Genomic DNA, 22,527 nt, shown 5'->3' with positions numbered 1-22,527 from the left:
GCTGTTGCTTCTACATTAAACAAGTAAGGAGAATATATTATGAATAACATCACTTTTAACAAATTAGATTTTTTAGGACTAGCTAGTGGCTCGCTTCTTCTTACTGCTTTTATTTACGCCGCTACGCTTGTATAACTTTGTGTCCCCTTTCCCCTTTATTATAAATAGTAATAGAAAAGACGACCGTCTATGCCCGGTCGTCTTTTCTTATTTTTGATTTGATTGCAAAGCTTCTTTTAACTCCTCAAATTTCTCATTTAATTGATCTGTCATCATTTTCATAGCAGTTTTTCGATCTATTTGTTCTCCAGCCTCAATTTGAATCGGATCTCCAAAAATCAATTGTGCCTTTTTCCCCTTTATTAATTCTTTTACACTTGATGGACCAACATAAGCTGCCGGCACTAAAGGTACATTAGAACGCATCGCAATTGTCACAGCACCCGCTTTTAATGAAACATCTTCCGCTGATCTCGTTCCACTCGGAAAAATCCCTACTACCTTTCCTTCTTTTAATAAACGTGATGGAATTTTAAGTGTACTCGGTCCCGGATTCGCGCGATCTACAGGGAATGCATTTACATTTTTAAAGAACCAATTTTTGAATTTCCCTTCAAATAATTCTTTTTTTGCCATGTAATGAATTTGAGTTGGGTACATCCCTGTAGCTAACATTAATACATCCATAAACCTTGTATGTGTACACGCAACAACATACGGACCACCTTCTGGTAGCTTTTCTCTTCCTTGCACGTCTACTTTCCCAGCTGTTTTAAATATATATTTCAACAAAAATATAATTGGTTTATACATTTATTTCGTTCCTTTCTAAACATCCGAAGTATAATCATATTCTTACAACAATTATAACACTAAGTTTTAGGAGTTGGTAATAAAAATGAGTATGAATTGTTACATTTTAATTCTTACAAAAGTGTAATTTTCTTGTAAGCTAATTCGATAGTTACTTCTTACTATATTTCATACAATTAAGTCAGAAACAGGGCAACAATTATTCGAAAAGGAGTCGATTAATATGATGAACAAAATGAAAACGAACAATTTCTTACATACAATGGGCATGGTATTATCGGCTCTTTTCGATGCAAAAGCTGTTGCTTCTACATTAAACAAGTAAGGAGAATGTATTATGAATAACATCACTTTTAACAAATTAGACTTTTTAGGATTAGCTAGCGGCTCTCTTCTTCTTACTGCTTTTATTTACGCTGCTACGCTTGTATAACTTTGTGTCCCCTTTCCCCTTTATATAGAAAAAGACGACCGTCTATGCCCGGTCGTCTTTTTAATTTTTTCTTTCTTTCAATTCTTTTAAAAGCTGTATCAGCTCAGCTTGTTGTTTTATCTTTTTACGACCATTTCGATTAATTGCTGCAAGCTCACAGGCAACTCCGACGGCGAAGAAAAACAATAAACTTTCTAACATGTGAAATCCTCCATTTGCCTATTAAACAGCTTGACGTAATTGTTCTTCTTGTAAAACTCTCTTATTTATATTTTCTTCTTTTCTCTGACAAACGTTATTGCGAATAAGCGCTGCAATAACAAGTACAGTCCCTATAATATCAAACATTGTGATTTGATACCCTTGCATCATCATAATAGCTAAAGTCGTAATTGGTACAAAATTAATAAATAAAATCCCATTAATGGATGATAAAATTTTCCCACCATAGTTCCAAGCAAGTAGCGCTACAATACCTGGCAATGTCATCATAAATAACAAATCATATTTCACAATAGAAATCGTTCCCATACTCGGAACTGAAATATATCCAAGCGACGTAATAATTACCGTTATAATCGCTGTAACAGTCGTACCGAATACACACGTCAACGTAGAATAACGTAATGTTGACCAATCACTACAAGTTTGACCACCCATCGTATAAATAACCCAGCCTACAACACCAATAAATATAAATGCTAATGGGAACATATTATCTTTCAATGTTACAAAGAAACTCATGTCACCTTTTGTAATAACAAACACAGCTCCTACAAAAGCAATAACCATACTCGTTATCATATACTTCTTCGGTTTTATATGCTTATATCCCCATAAAATACAAATAGAAATCATCGGCATAAGTGCTTCCATAATGGAAGCTACCATTACACCCGACTTACCCATCAACATTTGCCCTAAAAATATGAGGACATTATATACTGTAAATGCCATCGTTCCAAAAAAGACGAGTAACTTTCCTCTTCCCTCTAAACGAAATGCCTGTTTTCCTTCTTTCATTAACAACAATACAATCAGCATTATCGCCACTGCTCCATAGCGAATAAGCGAAAAATAAAATGGATCTATGTATTCTAGCGCATGATCAGCAACTGGAAACATCGCTCCCCATGACATACTCGCAATTAAACACGCTAAAGCCCCTATTATCATTTGACCTCTTCTCACCGCAATCCCCCGTTTCTTTCTATTTGCACAAAGAGAATTGTAAAAGAAAAAATATATCACGTAAAATGATTCAAAATGATGTTAACTATCATTTATAATGATAGTTAACATCAAGGGGGATTACAAAATGGAATTACGAGACTTACAAATCTTTAAAAGCGTTGCCGATCAGGGTAGTGTAAGTAGCGCAGCAAAGGAATTAAATTATGTACAATCAAATGTAACTGCACGTATTAAACAACTAGAAAACGAATTAAAAACCCCACTCTTTTACCGCCATAAACGAGGAATGACTTTAACAGCTGAAGGAAGAAAAATGCTCGTTTATGTTAGTAAAATTTTGCAAGATGTCGATGAACTAAAACAAGTATTTTTAGATAGCGAAACACCCTCCGGTATATTAAAAATCGGTACAGTCGAAACAGTAAGTACACTGCCTACCATTTTATCTTCTTACTATAAAAGCTATCCGAATGTCGATTTATCATTACAAGCGGGTCTAACAGAAGAATTAATTAGAGAAGTACTTGATCACCAATTAGATGGTGCCTTTATATCAGGTCCTATTAAACATCCACTAATCGAACAATACGATGTTAGTACAGAGAAATTAATGCTTATAACACAAAATAAAGCCTTTCATATAGAAGAATTTACAACAACTCCTCTACTCGTTTTTAACCAAGGATGTGGATACCGCTCCAAACTAGAACGTTGGCTTAAAGATGAAGGTTTGCTACCAAAAAGAATTATGAAATTCAATATATTAGAGACAATATTAAACAGTGTTGCACTCGGTCTCGGAATTACACTCGTACCACAGTCTGCTGTCCATCATCTTTCTAAAGCAGGTAAGGTACATTGTCATGCAATCCCTGAAAAGTACGGCAGTATTTCAACGGTTTTCATACGCCGTAAAGATAGCTATATGACGAATTCAATGCGTAGTTTTTTAAAAACAATTGAAGAACATCATCATATCAATATGCTATGAAAGACATTCTTACACGAATGTCTTTTTTTCTTACAAAAGTGTAAGTCTTTCGTAAGCTAATTCGATAGTTGCAAGTAGACATATTTCCTATAATTAAGACATAAGCAGGGCAACAACAATTCGAAAAGGAGCGGATACGCATGATGAACAATATGAAATCAAATAAACTTTTAAATACAATGGGCATGGTGCTATCCGCACTTGTCGATGCAAAAGCTGTTGCAACTACATTAAACAAATAAGGAGAGATTATAATGAACAACATTACTTTCAACAAATCAGACTTTATCGGACTTGCAAGTGGAGCTACTCTTCTTACGGCTTTCATTTATACACTTGCTCAAGGTCTTGTTTAACACTTTGTTTCCCCAACCCCCTTTATATAGAAAAAGCTGCTCGTCTTATAGACAAGCAGCTTTTTAGTTTGTTTCATATACAATTTGACCTGTTTTCGTAATATCATATCCGCCAATCGCATTTAATTCATTATGAAATTCTTTCGATTGCAGAATGTCTTTCACAACTTCAATCAACTCTTCATTTTCTTTATTCTTCAAAATTACTAAATCATACTGTTCTTTCATGATTGGAATAAAGTCCACATTTACAATTTGCGAAAACTTTTCTGAACCTACTCCTACATCAGCTTTTCCATTTGCAACTTGAGTGGCAACACCAAGATGATTCGATTCTTCCCATTCATATCCACTAATATCAGCTTTATTTAATTTTTGGATTCGTAATTGTTCATCCACTAACACTCTAATACCAGAACCCTTTTCTCGATTCACAAACTTTATAGTGGACCCGGATATGTCAGCCAATGTCTTTATTTTCTTCGGATTTCCTTTTTGAACATAAAACCCTACATTTCTGGACAATAAATTAATCATAAGACATGGCTGTCCTACTAAAATACGTTTTACGTAAGGAATATTATATGTACCCGTTTCACCATCAAACAAATGCAAACTAACGATACTTCCTTCTCCTTGATACATTTTCACTAAACTCGTTAAGCTACCTTGATACGCTCTTAAAACATTAGAACTTGGCAAACGATTTTCTATACGTTTAGCTAACATATCTAACGTTAGTTCTTGACCACTAATAATACACGTGTTCAAGATACTACTACCATCGTTTTTTACAGGATTAACTTGTACTTTTCCTGTTTTCATTTGCTTTATATATTGATCTAAATCTGCTGCATCAATGCGCATCTGTCTACCAACTCTATAAGAAGGAAGTTCTCCTTTTTTAATTAAGTCGTATACAGTTAATTTTGATACTTTTAATCGCTTTGCTACTTCTTCCGTTGTGTAGGAATGATGATCCATAGACGATTCCTCACTTTCTCCTTTCATTGTAACAAAGAAAAGAATATTTCTCCTATTTTTTAAAAATAGATATATGTTCAAATTATATTCAATTATAACTAGTTATAATTAGTTATATTTAGTTATAATTAGATGTATCAAAATGAAAGGGGATTTTTTTATGAATAAATTTACATTACGTTCCATCGGGGCACTTATACTTTCTTTCCTTCTTATATTTAGCGCTGCTTGTACAAGTGGGGAAAAGCATACAAAGTCAACTGCTAAAGAGGATAAAACAGTTGAACTGACTATCTCAGCTGCTGCAAGCTTACAAGATGCATTAAAAGAAATCGAAAAACAATATAAAGAAAAAGAGCCAAATATCAAACTTTCTTTTAACTTCGGTGCTTCTGGAGCACTTCAACAACAAATTGAACAAGGTGCACCTGCTGATTTATTCTTCTCAGCAGCAGAAGATAAATTCCAAACCCTTGTAAAGAAAGGATTCATTAATGAAAAAGAAGGGAAAAATCTTCTTGGAAATGAACTAGTTCTAGTCATCCCTAAAGATAGTTCTCTTACAAAATTTCAAGATTTAAAAGATGAGAAAATCAAAAAATTGCACTTGGTACACCTGAATCTGTACCTGCTGGCAAATATGCAAAGGCTTCTCTAACACACGAAAACCTTTGGAATGATGTTCAAAATAAAGTCGTATTTACAAAAGATGTTCGCCAAGTGTTAACATATGTAGAAACAGGGAATGTCGATGCTGGTATCGTATACAAAACAGATGCTCTCATTTCGGATAAAGTAAAGATTGGTGAGACAGCAGCAGCTACTTCTCATGAGCCAATCCACTATCCTTTAGGTGTTATAAAGGAATCTAAACATAAGAAAGAGGCGACTTCATTTTATGAGTATTTGCAGTCAAAAGATGCACAATCTATCTTTAAGAAATATGGATTTACAGTTCTGTCGTAATTACTATGAGCATTGATGCTATTTTATCGCCTGTCTTTCTATCTTTAAGAGTAGCTGCGTGCGCCACTATTCTCGTTACAATTTTAGGGACAATTGTCGGGCGAGCACTAGCTCGCTCCTCATGGCGATATAAAGTACTATTAGAAACCATATTTTTATTACCAATGGTACTTCCACCAACTGTTATCGGCTTCTTTCTCATTATCATCTTTGGAAACAACAGCCCGATCGGAAAGTGGGTTGAATCATTATTTCAGCAGTCTATTATGTTCACATCTACTGCTGCGATCATCGCTTCTACAGTTGTTGCATTTCCGCTTATGTACCAATCAGCGAAAACGGGATTTTCTATCGCAAATGTACAAATTGAAGAAAGTGCTCGTGACCTTGGCGCAAGTGAATATCAAGTTTTTCTGCACGTTACACTTCCACTCGCATTTCCTGCCTTACTAAGCGGGATGATTTTGAGCTTTGTCCGCGCGCTCGGTGAGTTTGGTGCTACACTTATGTTTGCCGGGAACATTCCTGGTAAAACACAGACAATCCCAACTGCAATTTACATGGCTATTGATGCAAGTAATATGCAACTCGCCTGGACACTTGTAGTTATTACTATCGTTATGTCACTCTTATTTCTACTATGTATTCAACTTATTAATAAAAGAATTACTAACTCTTAAAGCAGCTTTTTCCGAAGCTGCTTCTTTATTTCTTAGGAAATAAAATATACCACTGGGAAATAACTGAATTTTACCTCTTATCAAAATATACATTTTATTTGAATTCACTTTCTAAAATAGGCAATTTCCTGTTATTATATGGAGGTGTTTCAAAAAATGAAGAAATGAAAACGCATTTATATCGTGAATTCTTCATCCTGTTTTAGCGATCGGTAATCTTCTACTCTATTAGTGGGGCATTACCGATCGTTAGAACGATATGTAACTATATTGGTATAGCAAACCGAAGGGAGTCTTGTAATGGACATTTTATTAGCGCTTCTTCCTGCAATTGCATGGGGAAACATCTTATTAGTAAGCGTAAAAATGGGCGGTGGTGCATATAGCCAAACGGTAGGTATGACAATCGGTGCTCTATTCTTCGCAACAATTATGTATGTATTTACTCAACCAGCTTTAACAATGACAATCTTAATTGTTGGTTTTATTTCAGGTTTATTCTGGGCTTTAGGACAAGTAAACCAATTAAAAACAGTTGAAAAACTAGGTGTTTCAACTACTGTAACGATTTCTACTGGTATGCAACTTGTTGCAACTTCTATCTTTGGGGTTATCGCTTTCCGTGAGTGGACTACTACTACAACGATCATTCTGGGAACGATTGCAATCCTATTAATCGTAGTTGGTGTTGTATTCACATCATTAGATGATAAAGAAAATGCTCAGCCACCTGGACAATTGAAAAAAGGACTTCTTACTTTAATTGTTTCTACTTTCGGCTATCTTGTATATGTAATTATTATTCGTTGGTATAATATCGATGGTTGGTCTGCTATTTTACCACAAGCAGTTGGTATGTTTGTTGGTGCAGTTGTACTGACGTCTAAACATAAACCATTTAACAAATATGCAATCCGTAATGCTTTGTCTGGTTTACTATGGGGAACTGGAAACTTATTCTTACTTCTTTCATTACCACGTGTTGGAGTAGCAACAAGCTTCCCATTATCTCAAACTGGAATCGTTATCTCAACATTCGGTGCGATTGTATTCTTAGGTGAAAAGAAAACAAAACGCCAATTGATCTTTATTGCACTCGGTAGTGTTTTAATTATCGGCGGCGCTGTATTACTTGGTATGACAAAAGCATAATCTTATATTCTATTAGTAAACCCCTGAAGCATATATGCCTCAGGGGTTTTTCAATTCTAATTATTTTCTAGATATAATTATTTGTATGTTCTTGCCCCTTATAATTGCTCTTCCACTCTAGCAAACCAGCTACACATATAAAGAGATTAATAACAGCTAATATTAGCATGAATTTCCGCCTTCTCATTATCCATTCCATCTACAGTAAGTCTTTTCTTTTTACAAAATTCTCTTAAAGATGATATCGTTTTTATAACATATCTCTACTAGAAAGGAATAACGGATATGCTAACTAAACATCGAATTTTATTTATTGGTGCCGGTCGTATGGCAGAAGCTATATTTTCCGGATTACTTAAAACAAGCAAAGAGTACATCGAAGAAATTATCGTCTCTAACCGAAGCAACGTAGAAAAGCTAAAACAGTTACAACATCGATATAATGTGTCTACTGCAACAGATTGGAAACAGCATGTTACATCTGTTGATACGGTTGTTTTAGCAATGCCACCTTCTGCTCATGAAGAGTTATTAGCTGAGCTATCTCCGTTACTATCAAATCAACTAGTCGTAACAGTCGCAGCCGGCATTGGACCATCTTATTTAGAAGCTAGACTCCCAAAGGGCACGCCTGTTGCTTGGATTATGCCTAATACAGCTGCTGAAATTGGAAAATCTATCTCCTTATATACAATGGGACAATCAGTAAACGCGATGCATCAAGAAACCCTGCAACTGCTTTTAAAAGGTATTGGTACTTCGCAACTTTGTACTGAGGAAGAAGTTCATCAGCTTACTGCAGTTACTGGAAGTGCACCAGCCTTCCTTTATTACTTTGCTGAAAGCTTAATTGAAACAACAAAAAGTTATGGAGTCGATGAAGAAACCGCAAAACATCTTGTCATTCAAATGATTTCTGGCTCTGCTTCTATGCTCGAACAAACGCAAAATCCAGCTAACCTCCGCGAACAAGTAACAACGCCAGGTGGTTCCACAGCTGAGGGTCTCAAAACTTTATACGAATATAATTTTTCAGCGGCAATTCAAAAAGCAGTAGAAGCAACAAACAAAAAAGCTAGGGGGAAATAATATGATTTTAACAAGTTTAAAAGACTATACAACATTACATAACGGTGTAAAAATGCCTTGGTTTGGTTTAGGTGTTTTTAAAGTAGAAGATGGTTCAGAAGTAATTGATTCTGTAAAAGCAGCAATTAAAAATGGCTACCGCAGCATCGATACTGCAGCAATCTATCAAAATGAAGAAGGCGTTGGACAAGCGATTCGTGAATCCGGTGTTTCACGCGAAGAATTATTTATTACCTCAAAAGTATGGAATAGCGATCAAGGATATGAAACAACACTTCAAGCATTTGAAACTACATTAGAGAAATTAGGTCTAGAATATTTAGATTTATATTTAGTACATTGGCCTGTAAAAGGGAAATATACCGAATCATGGAAAGCATTAGAAAAACTTTATAAAGATGGCCGTGTTCGCGCTATCGGTGTGAGTAATTTCCACATTCACCACTTACAAGACGTATTTGAAATTGCTGAAATTAAGCCAATGGTCAACCAAGTGGAATACCACCCACGTTTAGCACAAGAAGAGTTACATGCATTCTGTAAAGAACATAATATCCAGCTTGAAGCTTGGTCACCATTAATGCAAGGACAACTACTAGATAATCCAACGTTACAAGAAATTGCGACAAAATATAATAAATCAACTGCGCAAATTATTTTACGCTGGGATTTACAAAACGAAGTTGTAACAATTCCCAAATCAATTAAAGAACATCGCATTATTGAAAATGCAAACATCTTCGACTTTGAATTAAATGCTGATGATATGAAAGCAATTCAAGCTTTAAATGAAGATCGTCGCGTTGGTCCAGATCCAGATAACTTTAACTTCTAGTAGAAAAACCACTGCCCTATGCAGTGGTTTTTTCGTTTAAGAAAACTGAAAATTTAAACTATATTTCATTTAGTTGACACTTCATTATTCAAGGTGTAAGATTTTGAATTATCAAAGAAACACAAAAATTAATAAAATTTATTCGTTTACTCATTGTATCAAGAGAGGTGGAGGGACTGGCCCTTTGAAACCTCGGCAACAGGTTCATTTTGAATACTGTGCCACTTCCTGCAAGCTTTATGCTTGAAAGATAGAATGAGGGACTTCGTTTATATACGGGTGCATAACTTGTACGTAAAAATCCCTCTTTCTCAATATGAAAAGAGGGATTTTTTATTTTTCATTTCCCTCATCATCATCCAAACTTAATTATTTAGGAGGAAAATCAAATGAAAAAGAAGTTTGTACCCGGTATTGCATCAGTTGTAGGAGTAAGTATTTTATTAACTGGTTGCGGTAGTTATAAAAACGAAGCAAGCGGAGCAAATGCAAAAGACGAGGCACCTAGTAAACAGGTTTTAAACTTATCTTCACCTACTGAAATACGAACAATGGATACGGCTCGTGCTACAGATACTGATTCTGGTCAAGTAATGCGAAACGTATTTGAAGGTTTGTATAATCTTGGTGAAGGTAACAAACCTGTTCCTGGTGTTGCAAAATCTCATGAAGTAAGTGGCGATAAAACGAAATACACATTCCATTTGCGAGATTCAAAATGGTCAAACGGCACTCCTGTTACAGCTAAAGATTTTGTGTTCGCTTGGCAAAGAGCCGTAGATCCAGCAACAGCCTCTGAATATGCATTTCTATTCTTTGATATTAAAAACGCAACAAAAATTAACAACAAAGAACTTCCAGCCGACAAACTTGGTGTAAAAGCAGTTGATGACCATACGTTTGAGGTAGAATTGGAGCGTCCTGTTCCGTATTTTATTAGCTTAACAGCGTTCCCAACATTTCTACCAATTAACGAGGAATTCTTTAAAGCACAAGGTGATAAGTACGCTTTAGAAGATAATACAATCTTGTACAACGGAGCTTTTACACTAAGCGATTGGAAGCACGAACAAAGCTTTAAATTCAAGAAAAACCCTACCTATTGGGATAAAGATACTGTCAAACTAGAAGAAATCAATTTTAACGTCGTAAAAGAAAAATCAACAGAAGTAAATTTATTCGAGTCAAAACAATTAGATCGTATAAAACTAACATCTGACTTCGTCGATAAATATAAAAAAGATGCTAACTTTAAAGAACGTCCAAACGTAGGCGTACAATTTTTACGTATGAATCAACAAAACAAAGTGCTTCAAAACGTTTCTGCACGCCAAGCAATTGATCAAACAATTGATAGAAAATCCTTTGTAAATACGTTATTAAATGATGGATCTACACCAACATTTGGTCTCGTTCCAAAAAACTTTGCAAAAGGACCTGAAGGAAAAGACTTCCGTACTGCAAATGGCGATTTAACAAAAGTTGATACAAAATCTGCACAAGAGTTATGGAAAAAAGCTAAACAAGAGCTTGGTTCTGAAAAGATAGCATTAGAATTATTAACGAGTGATGCTGACCTTGATAAGAAAACTGGTGAATTCTTAAAAGGACAACTAGAAAAGAATCTAGATGGATTAACAGTAAATATAAAACCGCAACCGCGTAAGCAACAAGTTTCGCTTTTATTAAAAGGTGACTACGAAATCGGAATTGATGGCTGGAGCCCTGACTTTGCGGATCCAATTACATTCCTTGAGCTATTTACAACGAATAACCCTTATAACTTAGATCATTACTCTAATAAGGAATTCGATGAAACAATAGCAAAAGTGAAAACAACTTTAGCTGGTGATGAAAAAGCTCGCTGGGAAGCATTACTAGCATCCGAGAAAATATTATTTAAAGACTCTGTTATCGCTCCTCTTTACCAAAAAGGCGAATCTTATTTAGAACGTTCTTATGTGAAAGGAATTGTGCAAGTAGACTTTGCAGGTCAATTAAACTTCAAGTGGGCAAAAATTGAAAAATAAAGTGAAACTTTAATAAGTGGGGGGTTCTTCATCCCCACTTATTATTAGCCCACACCAATTGTTTTTTTAGCAAAATATATTTAAAATAGGTTCTCTCACACATGAGAATCTGCTTTTTCAATATATTATTCTAAGAAATTAACAATCTATTTTTATTATTGACATATAGTTCTTTTCAGTGTTAATATTCTAAATAATCAAAGAAACGAAATATTTCACCATCAAAATATAATGTCTACTACGTTGAAACATATAACGATAGATTATAGATCAACATGTATATACATATAGAACACCTGATTACCTATAAACAAATATTTATAATAGGTTTTATCTCCTTCTATAGCTACTTCAGACATAGGCATTATGACGTTACGAACAACACATTTAGGGAGGAACGAACAATGAAGAAAAAAGTTATACCTGTTGTTGCATCTGTTTTAGGGGCAAGTCTATTACTAACTGCTTGCGGGGGAAATAAAGATAATGCAAGCGGAGCGAAAGCAAACGATAAAGCACCTGATAAACAGGCAATTAACTTATCATTCGCTTCAGAAATTCCAACAATGGATGTTGCAAAAGCAACGGATGGGGAATCCATGAACGTAATGCGCAATGTTTTTGAAGGGTTATATGCAATGGGAGAAGATAATAAACCGGTTCCTGGTGTCGCTGAGTCGGTTGACATTAGTCCCGATAAAACAAAATATACATTCCATCTGCGTGATTCAAAATGGTCAAACGGTACTCCTGTTACAGCAAAGGACTTTGCCTTCGCTTGGCAACGTGCCGTAAATCCTGATACAGCAGCTGAATACGCATTCTTATTCTTCGATATAAAGAATGCGAAACAAATAAACCAAAAACAATTGCCAATTGATCAACTAGGGGTCAAAGCTGTCGATGACAAAACGTTAGAAGTACAACTAGACCGTCCTGTTCCCTACTTCTTAAGCTTAACGACATTCTCAACATTCTTACCAATTAATGAAGAGTACTTAAAATCTCAAGGTGATAAATATGGTTTGGAAACAAATCATTTAATTTACAACGGTGCTTTCACATTAGAGAACTGGAAACATGAACAAAGCTTCCAATTGAAGAAAAACCTTAACTATTGGGATGCTAAAACGGTAAAATTAGAAGAAATCAACTTCAATGTCGTTAAAGATAAGTCTACAGAAGTGAACTTATATGATTCAGGACAAATTGATCGCGTTGCTTTAACTGCAGAGTTTGTTGATAAATATAAGAGCGATCCAAACTTCAAGGAACGCGCTGAAGTCGGCATTCAATTCTTACGACTAAATCAGAAAAATGAAACATTAAAAAATCAACATGCACGCCTTGCTATTAACGGCGCAATGAATAAAAAAGCTTACGTAGAAACAATTTTAAATAACGGCGCTGTTCCAGCTGAAGGAATGGTTCCTGCGAAATTCGCAAAGAGCCCAGAAGGCAACGACTTCCGTAAAGAAAATGGAAATCTAGTCAAGGATGATGTGAAAACAGCGAAAGAAAACTGGAAAAAAGCAAAACAAGAACTTGGTACTGACAAAGTAACAATCGAACTATTAACAAGTGACAATGCTTTAGCTAAAAAGACTGGTGAATATTTAAAAGGTGAATTAGAAAAAAACTTAGACGGATTAACAGTGAATTTAAAACCACAACCACGTAAACAACAGCTAAAACTACTATTAAGTGGTGACTATGAAATTGGTATTGACGGCTGGGGCCCTGACTTCGCTGATCCAATTACATTCTTAGATCTATTTACAACAGATAGTGCTTATAACTTCGATAAATACTCTAACAAAGAGTACGATGAGCTAATTCATAAAGTGAAAACAGATTTAGCTGGCGATGAAAAAGCACGCTTTGAAGCAATGAAGCAAGCTGAAAAAATTCTATTACAAGACGGCGCTGTCGCTCCTTTATACCAACAAGGTCGTTCTTACTTACAACGCTCTTTCATTAAAGGACTTGTAACAACTGACTTCGGTGGTGAGTTTAACTACAAGTGGACAGAAGTTGCAAAGTAACAAAAGTAAAAGGTATCCCATGAAGGATACCTTTTTACTTTTATACAACTTTAACTACAGAGCTTCCTCTTCCCTTTGCCATTCCTTTTATAGCTAAAATCATACCTGCTACTAATTGTATAACCAATACAATAACTAATAATGAAATAATATTTCTTTCTAAACTAACTCCTCCAAATATTATTGTATAATAGCCATTTCCTGCATATATTGCAGGAAATAATTCACCGATTGTTTGATATGTTTTAGAAAGCATTTCATGTGGTACAATTACACCCAAACTTACAAGTTGTAACGATAGTGAGATGATATTGAAAATCATACCTGCATCTCCAAAAACAGTTACAACCATTTGTGTTAATGAAAGAAAGGCGAAGAAGACTATTGTCAATAATCCTCTTTTCCTTCTTTTTGCATTGAACCAAAACTCATCATAAATATAAACACAAACATCAAATATGTTCTCCACGTCAAAGAAGGTATATGCCCTGACCAAAGATAGCTAACTAAATAATTAATTCCCATAATACAAGACGATATTACTAAACTAATACTTATTAGTTTTACATATTTGAGCATATCTTTTCTCCTTGTTTTTTATTTTTCTACTTCTTCAAATTGTAGATTCACTGGCTCTTCTAAAAGTGTTTCATAAAAGTTCTCTGCCAAATCTGTTGAAGGAATTTTTTCATCTACTTCATCAAATCGAATACTATCTAGCCACACACAACCTTCTCCTGATAATAAAACACCAAATGCAATACCAAGTGCTTCTTCTTTTATATCTAATACAACCGAGTACGATTGCCAGTTATTCGTATTTTTAATGGGGCGATTTTGCATATTATCCATAGCGAGCGGTTCTGTATCTTTTCCATCTACTCGCATCCACAATCCTGCCCAATCTCTTACATTTTCACTCTTAATAAATGCTGTAAAACGTAATCTCTTTCCTACATATTTATCCGCTCGGAACATTTGCATTAATGTTGAAAATCCTCCGTGCGTAACATTCTCTTTTGCTTTTATGTATGCAGATACTTTCCCCTGATGGACAACTTCATAATCTAAACCCATCTCATATTCAGCAGGATGACTTCCACTTAAGATCCATCCTTTCGGTATACCTTTTTGCATTGAAACACCCTCTCTTTCTATATAAAATGACTGAAAGTACTTTCGATATTTCTTTGGTGGCAATTGAAACATTCTTTTAAAAGCTCTCGTAAATGCCTCTTGTAAGGAAAAACCGTATTGCACTGCAATATCAATAACAGCTCTCTCCGTTGACACTAAAACTTGCGCAGCATGAGTTAACCTTCTCTTTCGAATATAATCTGTTACACTCATCCCAACATATCTTTGAAAGATGCGATGAAAATGGTACATCGATACTGCACTGTGAGATGCCACTCTTTCTGTTGTAAGCTCCTCATGTAAGTGATTCTCTATATATTCAATTGATTTTTTTATTATCTCTTTATATTCTTCATGCATTTTAGCCCCTCCTCACAACTTCAATTTACCATATACATACAAATCTTTTTTGATTTAAATTGCGGATTAGCCCTTGCAACTACAGAATAATAATTTATTTTCAACACATACATAATTACATGTTTTTGGGAAAAACTTGTATAGAACGAATTTACATAAGGAGGAATTTATAATGAGAATTCTACTATCAGTTTTATTAGCTCTTATGCTAGTACCTGCATTAACAGGATGTAAAGCTCCTGCAAAAGAAGACACAACTTCTAATAAAAAGACGACTGAAGAAGCAAAAAATGAGGCTCCTGCAGATTTAAAACTAAACTTCAATGAATTCGATTTAAAGGCAGACTACCAAGATACAAAGAAAGACTACGAAGCAGACTATAAAAATGTAGCAGCTGATAAGAAAATGGAAGCAAAAATTGAAGATCATAAAGCAGATGTAAAATTAACAGGAGACGAGGCTATCACAAAATTAAGCCCACTCTTACAAGAATTAAAATTTGATAAAAATACTGCTGACCAAGAAGTAATCGATCAAGTAGTGAACGTGTTCAAACTTGATAAAGACTATCAAAAATTTGATTTAGAAGTTGTCTTCTCTGATGGAACGAAAAAAGAATACAAAAGAGAAATAAAATAAAGAGGTAGGCGGTAGTAAGAAGAAAAAATAACCTTGCACAGGCAAGGTTATTTTTTCATTTCTGCTTGAAAACGTTTATAGTATGTTGATGCTGTTGCAAAATTAATTTCTATATCACGAATCAACGATGAATCTTCTTCTTTAGCTAACTTCTGTAATTTTTTCATTGCTTGCTCCGATTCATTCAAGAAACCAACATATACTTCATGTTCTTGCTCTTTCGACTTCGGCACACGAATTTCTTTACGTATATGATCAATATCTTCTAACATGCTCGTTGTTACCTTTTGCACATCTTCTTTATATGTAGCAGTCGTTATTTCCTTACCGCCCTTTTCTTTTGCTACTTCAAATAACTGCAGTGCTTTATTAATTTCTTTATTCATTTTCGTATCGTATTTTTCATGTACTGCACGGTATTCTTTCATCTCTTCTGTTTGTTCTGTAGATTGCTCTACCTTTTCTTTCGGTTCTTTCGTATCTTTATTTCCATTACATCCTGCTAGAAGGAGCATTCCTCCCATTACGGCAATACCCAAAACCTTCTTCATCTCTTCTTCTCCTTTTATCTACAACTATTACTCATTATAGTTTCTTTTATCTCCACTTGTTATTATACCGAGAACATCCTACTTTTTACACTTAAGACGACACCGTAATATATATACCAACATGTTTGTCACAGTATCGTCACTTTATACAAATAATTTTTGCAATGCTTTACTACATCACCTTACAAAACTGTATGAGGTATTTCAAAGAAATGAAAAAAGAACTGATTCAAACATTCCCTTTGAATCAGTTCTTTTTTGTTAAGCCTCTAGATTTTGTTTTTGTTGCAGTTCAAACTGTTTCTCACTTCTTCTGGCCATAAATAGATAACATAACACTGCTCCTACTTCACAAAGCGCAATAACAATACCCATCGGTAATGCTGTATTACTTCCACCGATACCTACTAGCGGAGCAACAAGAGCTCCTGAAATAAACTGTAATAAACCTAATAAAGCTGATGCTGTTCCTGCAGCTTGTTTCTGATTTCTCATCGCTAATGAGAACCCAGTTGTTGATACAACCCCGACACTTGATACAACAAGGAATAACGAACATAAAACACCAATTAAACCTATTCCTAGTACGATTGTCAGTAGTAAAGATAGACCACCAACAGCTGCGATAATAATACCTGCAACAAATAATGTCTTCTCATTCACTTTCCCCGCTAAACGACCCGTTACCTGACTAGCAATAATAATACCGATGCCGTTAATCGCAAAGAATAGACTAAATTGCTGTGGTGATGCTCCGTATATGTTCTGCAACACAAATGGTGAGCCCGAAATGTATGCAAACATTGCCGCTGTTACTAATCCTTGTGACAATGCATATCCCATAAACAGACGGTCCTTTAACAATTTTCCGTACGTCGCCAAAGTCCCTGACAAACCACCCGTTTCTCTTTCTTCAGGAGGTAATGTTTCACGTAATACAAAAGTAGCTGAGATTAACATGAATACGCTAATTGCTCCAAGAACGATGAAAACACCGCGCCACGTTGTAAACTGTAACAATTGCCCCCCAATAATCGGTGCCAAAATAGGTGCTGCTCCGTTTACTAACATAAGCAGTGAGAAAAACTTCGTCATTTCAGAACCTGAGTACATATCTCTTACCATCGCACGTGATATAACAATCCCGGCTGATCCTGAAGCTCCTTGTAGGAAGCGCAATAATACTAATGTCCAAATAGATGGCGCAACAGCACAAAGTAAAGAAGAAGCAACATAAATAATAAGAGCAATAATAAGTGGTTTGCGTCTTCCGTAAATATCACTAATTGAGCCAACAAATAATTGCCCTACTGAAAGCCCAAGTAAACAAGCTGTTAATGTAAGCTGCGCTAGGGATGCACCTGTTTGCAAGTCATCCGTTAACTTCGGTAATGAAGGCAAATACATATCAATAGATAATGGCCCAATTGCCGTAAGTGTCCCTAATACAAGAATCATCCACAACCTGTTTGCCTTTACAGGTTTATATATTTCGTGATTAACTTCATTCACTTTTTCAATTCACCCTTTCCTATACACACTGAATCGTAACAATTATAGTTACATCATAAACATACGTCAAGTACAGTGCATTTTCCTCTTTCATAATGTAAAAAAAGCGATAGAAATTCTACCGCTTTACTTTTTCACATTGCTATTCGTAAATTTAGATACCGAGGCCATCGTCTCTCCCGTATCTAAATATGTAATTTGAATTGGATCTCCTACTTCTGTAAACATAGCATATGGAAATTTCTTCACTGGTATCATAAATACCTTTTGTTCATTCTCTAAAAGTACGTACACGATTGTATTTTCACCAGATTTTTCTTTATATACACGTTGTACAATACCTTCTTTTTGCGCTTCTTTTCCTGTTGAGGTTGGTCTAAATGTATCACCATTACCGCTCATTACGTTTTTATAATTCTCAAGCGCTTCTTTCTGCGAAGAACCTGTCGCAAATATTTTTGCATTAGCAGCATATACAACTGTATGCGCACGTACTAGGCCTCCGTCATCAACAACCGGAATAATCCAAGCTGGTTTACCGTATACGTTATAAATGACAGGCATTGTCCCATGCCATTTCTCTCTCTTAAAGGAATTATCCACTACTTCTGTAGCTGCTGAACCATCCATAATCCCCTTTACTTCTTTTCCATTATAATAATATAGCTTGCCTGTGCGTGCATCTACTAATGAATAACCTAGAGCTGAATCTACTCCTTCTTTTGGAGAAGTAAAGTCTGTAAAATAATACAGTGTTCCATCTTTACCAAAAATCGGGGTCACGCCTTCTTTCGTTCCCCACTCAGTCGGAATTTTCATATCTGTTTGTGAAAATTTCGTATTCCAAAATCCGTGAATATATTTACCAAAGTACGTATTTAACGTAGATGCAGTCTCATGATTTAATACACCATCAACAAATTTAGGTGCCTTTCCTTTATCATATCTTTTCACTTCACCTGTTTGTGCATCTACTACGACAACACCTTCTACCTCAAATCCAGATCTTCCTGAAATAAATTCACCATACGTCATTGTATAATATGGTTTTCCTTTATCATCAACCTCAAATTTAGGTTTTCCTTTAAAGATTAAATTTGGTTCTGCTTGCCTTACCACACGCTCTAAATTATTACCAAAAAACATGCTTGGCACATATTTCATTTTATAACCGAGGTGCAGTTTCGCTTCCGCATCAGGATTCGTACCTGACATCGTTACATACCCTGGAATTGTCTCAGCTTTACGTGCTTTAAAAAAACCTGAAACTTCAATCGGCGCTACATATAAAGCTTCGCCGTTTACCATTTGTGGCGTTAATTCTCCTAGCTCAAAATAAGCTACTTTTGGAATATCACCAAATACTTTTTTCATCTTATTCTCCGCTGTCTTTGGCGGCACTGTAAACGGCTGGTCATTTTCAGTAAATGGCTCTGAAATATCTTTCTCTACCTTAACAACAGAATCATATTTCTTTTGCGAGATTACTATATCGTGCAAATAACCAAAGTAGCCGTAACTTGCGAGTAAAATAAACATTAGAAGTCCTTTTAATGTACCTTCTAATTTCCCTATTTGATCTTGTGAAAATAAAACAAGCCCAATTAAAATTGCTACTGCAACAGAATAATGAGTAAGAATCGAATCTACTCGATCATCAATTAGCCAAAAGTATTCATAGATTGCAATACCTATCCAAAATAAAACAGGAATAACTAAAATAGATGATTTCTTACCCTTTACAACCTTCTTATCTCCCTTCTTATCCACTGCTCGAAGCTTACTACTACTTCTTGTCCATGGAATCAAAAACAAAGTAAGAATAGCTAAAACTACAAATTTCATCAAAGGCACTGTCCCCTTTTCTTTTGTATTCCCTTTTAGTATAACAAATAAAGGGTATTAAGGTGAAAATAGGAATATTTATATTTTTTACTACTTAATACAATCCCGCTCACTACATATAAAATAGATGCAATATAAAAAATTGTACCAATTGTAAAGAAATCTACTAAATATCCCGTGGCAATAACCGCTACTGCTCCGCCAATGGATGTCCACACATGGTATTTTCCAATCTCATAACCAGCCTTTTCCTGCGCAACCTTTCGTGCTAACGAAGTCTTCTCAGTATTACGCTGCACAGCACCTAAAACGCCCATTACAATTTGAAGAATATACACATGCCAAACTTCCGTGGCAATTGGAAAGCAAAGCATTAAGATTGCCATGGACCAAGCGTATATGATTAATAATTTTTTATCCCCTACTTGATCAGATACCTTTCCCACTAGTGGATATACAAGTGCTGATGTTAAAGCAAATAAGCCATACGCCCAGCCAAATTGCGAGAAGCTATTTCCAACGTTTCGAAGCAATAATATATAAAAAGGAAATACCATACTTCCTGCCATCATGATGATACTTTGCGAAGCCACAAATCTTCTATATGTCATTTCGTATACTCCCTATAAAATAAATTCACAAATCTCTCTTCTGAATCTACTTCCTTCTTTTTCTTGAGAAATTCTTCAATGCGAGGATATGCCCTCTTTAACTGCTCTTTCGTTGGATAAGAATAATACGGCAAATAGTAACTACCATTATGCTTTAAAGTAACATCAATCATCTTTCGAATGACATCCTCTGTTTTCTTTATCTCACTCTCTGAGCGTCCCTGGTTAATCAAAAGAACTAGCGCAAACATATCATCTTTCGCATAGGACAAAACTGCATTTTCATTCTTTTCCACGTAACGAATCGTAATGTTGAGTAAATTAAACTCTTCTTCATTTAATACGTTACGTAAATCATCTATATACTCTGTGAAAGCATCTATAGGCACAAAGTATTCTTGTAACACTTCGGTCCTATTTGGATTTTCATATTCCATAAAAGCACTATCTGATCTCATAACATTATTACGCGTCTCATAATTTCCATCTGTACGTTCAAAATAACCTCTTTGTATATCCCAAAATGTATTCTTTCCCCAATCACTATAACGTGATAAACCAAGTAAAAATTTCGGTGCAGCTATAATATTTTCTTCCTTTAATTCACTGTACTCTTCTCTCATATTTTGATTTTGTGCCAAAGTATAATCTGTCACATACATCTCTTTTAAAAATGAATTTGGAGCAACAGAAATACGCGCTAAGTGCATACGAACATTCTCATCTCTTTTCACTTTCTCTTTGAAATAAGATGCGTATTCTTTATAATCTATCATTCTCGTGTGCATTTCATATAATTCATCATCTGTTAACTTCAGCGTCACATCTAAAATAACTCCAAATAAACCGTAACCCCCAATGACATATGGAAATAACTCTGCATTTTCTTCTCTACTTACATTACGTACCGTGCCATCTGCCATTAACAATCTAAATGAATCTACTGTATCAATCAGTGCCTCATGACGAATATCACGCCCGTGTACATTTACACTTAATGAACCGCCAACAGTAAAAATATTTTGAGACTGCATGACCTGTACCGCAAGGCCATAAGGATTTATTTTCTTCTGAATATCATTCCAGGTGACACCACTTTGAACTGTAATCCGCTTCTTCTCTGGATCAAATTCTAATATTTTATTATATCCTTTCATATCGAGCATCGTGCCATTCGGATAATATGTCTGTCCTCCTTGGCTATGTTGCATGCCTGCAATGGAAATTTTCTCTCCTGAAACTTTTGCATCTCGCACTAATTTTATTAACGAGTGCTCTTCCGTAGCACTTTCAACACGTTTTATTTTTGTCGGAAGCAATTTACCTACATCACTCATAATAGGATGATCAATTTGTTTTTTATACGTATGTACAGACGTTGCAAGCAAAACCGTATATGCGACAATGACCACTGCTATCTTTCTTTTTTTCAAAGGACACTCTCCTTATTAGCAACAAAAAGAGCTACCCGTTCTTTCAGGTACCTCTCTTGACAGTGATTACTTTGCTGCTGGCAATTGTATTGGATCAAATTTATCATACGATGTAAACTTTGCATCCGTAATAATGTGCGCTTTATCCTCACCATTGCTACTCATAACCATATCTATCTTTGCTGATTCATATTTAAAATCTTTTGTAATAATATATTCCCCATCTATTTCTTCTATCTTTGCATTTTGGCCTTGTAGCATTTGTTTCTGCTTTTCATCCATACTAGCTAACATACTCTCTGTCTCTTGCCCTTTTAATGCAAACTTCAGCTTATAATTATCTCCACTTTTCTCCATCTTCACTTTATTTAAAATTTCCGATGGAATCTCTAAATTATCTACCATTCCTTGAGTCGCGTTCATTCCGTTAGCATTCAATTGTTCCTCTGGTACAGACATAATTTCACCCGTATTAGGATTTTTTAACTGACCAGCAATTTTGCCACCCACATCATAAACAACAACCTCTGTACCAGAAACATTCATTTCAGAACGAGAATTTTTTTCTTCGGCTCTAGTTGCATTTTAGCCTTTATTACATTCATCTCTGTTCCTTCAGCCTTTATTCCCACATCATATGTCATCGTTACATTTTCTTCGTTTTTAAAAGCTTCATTCGCTTTATTAAAAACATCCTTCGCTGTTAATTCCTTTTCTTTCTGCACAGCTTCTTTTTTCGGTTCGTCAGTCTTTTTTGTTTTCTCATTACTACACCCTACTCCTAGACCGACTGCAAGTACTAAACTTGAAATTAAAATAAGTTTTTTCATAACGTCCCCTCCTTCCCAAAAATAATATCATCTCTTTTCC

The 22,527-nt window shown here is 35.2% G+C and carries 23 protein-coding genes, 2 pseudogenes and 1 riboswitch; of the genes and pseudogenes, 12 read left to right on the top strand and 13 right to left on the bottom strand.

What is annotated here, in order from left to right; translation table 11 throughout:
- Positions 1 to 39 precede the first annotated feature (39 nt).
- Positions 40 to 135 carry a DUF3948 family protein gene (locus tag MR169_RS17640; RefSeq protein WP_001060007.1) on the top strand — a complete coding sequence of 32 codons (96 nt, stop codon included), beginning with the start codon at positions 40 to 42 and terminating at the stop codon, positions 133 to 135.
- Positions 136 to 207: 72 nt separating this feature from the next.
- On the opposite strand, the gene MR169_RS17635 is transcribed toward MR169_RS17640, so the two are convergent.
- Positions 208 to 813, bottom strand: a complete 606-nt coding sequence (locus MR169_RS17635; RefSeq protein ID WP_242319763.1) for a lysophospholipid acyltransferase family protein — start codon at positions 811 to 813, stop codon at positions 208 to 210.
- A 337-nt stretch (positions 814 to 1,150) separates the two neighbouring features.
- Here MR169_RS17635 and MR169_RS17630 point away from each other — a divergent pair, with 337 nt between their 5' ends.
- Positions 1,151 to 1,246: a DUF3948 family protein gene (locus tag MR169_RS17630; RefSeq protein WP_001060007.1), complete on the top strand. Its 96-nt coding sequence runs from the start codon at positions 1,151 to 1,153 to the stop codon at positions 1,244 to 1,246.
- Between the two features lie 60 nt (positions 1,247 to 1,306).
- Here the strand turns inward: MR169_RS17630 and MR169_RS17625 are convergent, their stop codons facing one another.
- Positions 1,307 to 1,447: a YrzO family protein gene (locus MR169_RS17625; protein WP_000894065.1), complete on the bottom strand. Its 141-nt coding sequence runs from the start codon at positions 1,445 to 1,447 to the stop codon at positions 1,307 to 1,309.
- 21 nt (positions 1,448 to 1,468) lie between these two features.
- Positions 1,469 to 2,437: a DMT family transporter gene (locus tag MR169_RS17620; RefSeq protein WP_242319762.1), complete on the bottom strand. Its 969-nt coding sequence runs from the start codon at positions 2,435 to 2,437 to the stop codon at positions 1,469 to 1,471.
- A gap of 127 nt (positions 2,438 to 2,564) precedes the next feature.
- On the opposite strand from MR169_RS17620, the gene MR169_RS17615 reads away from it, so the two are divergent.
- Both MR169_RS17615 and MR169_RS17610 read left to right on the top strand, forming a co-directional pair.
- Positions 2,565 to 3,431 (top strand): LysR family transcriptional regulator, encoded by an 867-nt coding sequence (locus MR169_RS17615; protein WP_242319761.1) that lies wholly within the window; start codon positions 2,565 to 2,567, stop codon positions 3,429 to 3,431.
- A 254-nt stretch (positions 3,432 to 3,685) separates the two neighbouring features.
- Positions 3,686 to 3,787: a DUF3948 family protein gene (locus MR169_RS17610; protein WP_001060018.1), complete on the top strand. Its 102-nt coding sequence runs from the start codon at positions 3,686 to 3,688 to the stop codon at positions 3,785 to 3,787.
- A 63-nt stretch (positions 3,788 to 3,850) separates the two neighbouring features.
- Here the strand turns inward: MR169_RS17610 and MR169_RS17605 are convergent, their stop codons facing one another.
- Entirely contained in the window at positions 3,851 to 4,771 is a 921-nt protein-coding gene (locus tag MR169_RS17605; protein ID WP_137070165.1) for a substrate-binding domain-containing protein, read from the bottom strand.
- Between the two features lie 160 nt (positions 4,772 to 4,931).
- Between MR169_RS17605 and modA the strand changes: the two are divergent.
- The 7 genes and pseudogenes from modA (at position 4,932) to MR169_RS17570 (ending at position 13,568) form a co-directional block, all read left to right on the top strand.
- Positions 4,932 to 5,737, top strand: a pseudogene (modA, locus tag MR169_RS17600) (molybdate ABC transporter substrate-binding protein).
- 5 nt (positions 5,738 to 5,742) lie between these two features.
- Entirely contained in the window at positions 5,743 to 6,417 is a 675-nt protein-coding gene (gene modB / locus MR169_RS17595) for a molybdate ABC transporter permease subunit (protein WP_016119001.1), read from the top strand.
- A 300-nt stretch (positions 6,418 to 6,717) separates the two neighbouring features.
- Positions 6,718 to 7,569 carry a GRP family sugar transporter gene (locus MR169_RS17590; RefSeq protein WP_000353544.1) on the top strand — a complete coding sequence of 284 codons (852 nt, stop codon included), beginning with the start codon at positions 6,718 to 6,720 and terminating at the stop codon, positions 7,567 to 7,569.
- 285 nt (positions 7,570 to 7,854) lie between these two features.
- Complete coding sequence (proC, locus tag MR169_RS17585) at positions 7,855 to 8,658, top strand: pyrroline-5-carboxylate reductase (RefSeq protein ID WP_242319760.1); 804 nt, start codon at positions 7,855 to 7,857, stop codon at positions 8,656 to 8,658.
- Between the two features lies 1 nt (position 8,659).
- Entirely contained in the window at positions 8,660 to 9,493 is an 834-nt protein-coding gene (locus MR169_RS17580) for an aldo/keto reductase (protein WP_016118999.1), read from the top strand.
- 152 nt (positions 9,494 to 9,645) lie between these two features.
- Positions 9,646 to 9,750, top strand: a riboswitch (SAM riboswitch).
- 132 nt (positions 9,751 to 9,882) lie between these two features.
- Positions 9,883 to 11,523: a peptide ABC transporter substrate-binding protein gene (locus MR169_RS17575; RefSeq protein ID WP_044797184.1), complete on the top strand. Its 1,641-nt coding sequence runs from the start codon at positions 9,883 to 9,885 to the stop codon at positions 11,521 to 11,523.
- A 404-nt stretch (positions 11,524 to 11,927) separates the two neighbouring features.
- Positions 11,928 to 13,568 carry a peptide ABC transporter substrate-binding protein gene (locus MR169_RS17570; protein WP_023520842.1) on the top strand — a complete coding sequence of 547 codons (1,641 nt, stop codon included), beginning with the start codon at positions 11,928 to 11,930 and terminating at the stop codon, positions 13,566 to 13,568.
- 40 nt (positions 13,569 to 13,608) lie between these two features.
- On the opposite strand, the gene MR169_RS17565 is transcribed toward MR169_RS17570, so the two are convergent.
- Genes MR169_RS17565 through MR169_RS17555 form a run of 3 tightly spaced genes read right to left on the bottom strand, consistent with a single transcriptional unit; the run spans position 13,609 to position 15,065 of the window.
- Positions 13,609 to 13,959, bottom strand: coding sequence for an ABC-2 transporter permease (locus tag MR169_RS17565; RefSeq protein WP_000156941.1), 351 nt, complete (start codon positions 13,957 to 13,959; stop codon positions 13,609 to 13,611).
- Positions 13,956 to 14,147, bottom strand: a complete 192-nt coding sequence (locus MR169_RS17560) for a hypothetical protein (protein ID WP_000922547.1) — start codon at positions 14,145 to 14,147, stop codon at positions 13,956 to 13,958. The genes MR169_RS17565 and MR169_RS17560 overlap by 4 nt, the downstream gene beginning before the upstream one ends.
- Before the next feature lie 18 nt (positions 14,148 to 14,165).
- Positions 14,166 to 15,065, bottom strand: a complete 900-nt coding sequence (locus tag MR169_RS17555; RefSeq protein WP_242319759.1) for a helix-turn-helix transcriptional regulator — start codon at positions 15,063 to 15,065, stop codon at positions 14,166 to 14,168.
- A 172-nt stretch (positions 15,066 to 15,237) separates the two neighbouring features.
- On the opposite strand from MR169_RS17555, the gene MR169_RS17550 reads away from it, so the two are divergent.
- Complete coding sequence (locus tag MR169_RS17550) at positions 15,238 to 15,705, top strand: YusW family protein (RefSeq protein WP_001221553.1); 468 nt, start codon at positions 15,238 to 15,240, stop codon at positions 15,703 to 15,705.
- A gap of 47 nt (positions 15,706 to 15,752) precedes the next feature.
- Here the strand turns inward: MR169_RS17550 and MR169_RS17545 are convergent, their stop codons facing one another.
- From MR169_RS17545 to MR169_RS17520, 6 genes and pseudogenes are all read right to left on the bottom strand, one after another.
- Complete coding sequence (locus tag MR169_RS17545; RefSeq protein ID WP_000756518.1) at positions 15,753 to 16,256, bottom strand: hypothetical protein; 504 nt, start codon at positions 16,254 to 16,256, stop codon at positions 15,753 to 15,755.
- 261 nt (positions 16,257 to 16,517) lie between these two features.
- Positions 16,518 to 17,777 (bottom strand): multidrug effflux MFS transporter, encoded by a 1,260-nt coding sequence (locus tag MR169_RS17540; RefSeq protein ID WP_223153447.1) that lies wholly within the window; start codon positions 17,775 to 17,777, stop codon positions 16,518 to 16,520.
- Positions 17,778 to 17,894: 117 nt separating this feature from the next.
- Positions 17,895 to 19,613 (bottom strand): DUF3981 domain-containing protein, encoded by a 1,719-nt coding sequence (locus MR169_RS17535; RefSeq protein ID WP_000674048.1) that lies wholly within the window; start codon positions 19,611 to 19,613, stop codon positions 17,895 to 17,897.
- A gap of 35 nt (positions 19,614 to 19,648) precedes the next feature.
- Positions 19,649 to 20,224: an MFS transporter gene (locus MR169_RS17530; protein ID WP_242319758.1), complete on the bottom strand. Its 576-nt coding sequence runs from the start codon at positions 20,222 to 20,224 to the stop codon at positions 19,649 to 19,651.
- Positions 20,221 to 21,657, bottom strand: coding sequence for an FAD-binding oxidoreductase (locus tag MR169_RS17525; RefSeq protein ID WP_061663589.1), 1,437 nt, complete (start codon positions 21,655 to 21,657; stop codon positions 20,221 to 20,223). The genes MR169_RS17530 and MR169_RS17525 overlap by 4 nt, the downstream gene beginning before the upstream one ends.
- 66 nt (positions 21,658 to 21,723) lie before the next feature.
- Positions 21,724 to 22,487 (bottom strand): annotated as a pseudogene (locus tag MR169_RS17520) (hypothetical protein).
- Positions 22,488 to 22,527 lie beyond the last annotated feature (40 nt).

The organism is Bacillus cereus group sp. BfR-BA-01349 (assembly GCF_022663795.1).
Taxonomy (GTDB): domain Bacteria; phylum Bacillota; class Bacilli; order Bacillales; family Bacillaceae_G; genus Bacillus_A; species Bacillus_A cereus.
This window is presented reverse-complemented; position numbering and strand designations above follow the sequence as displayed.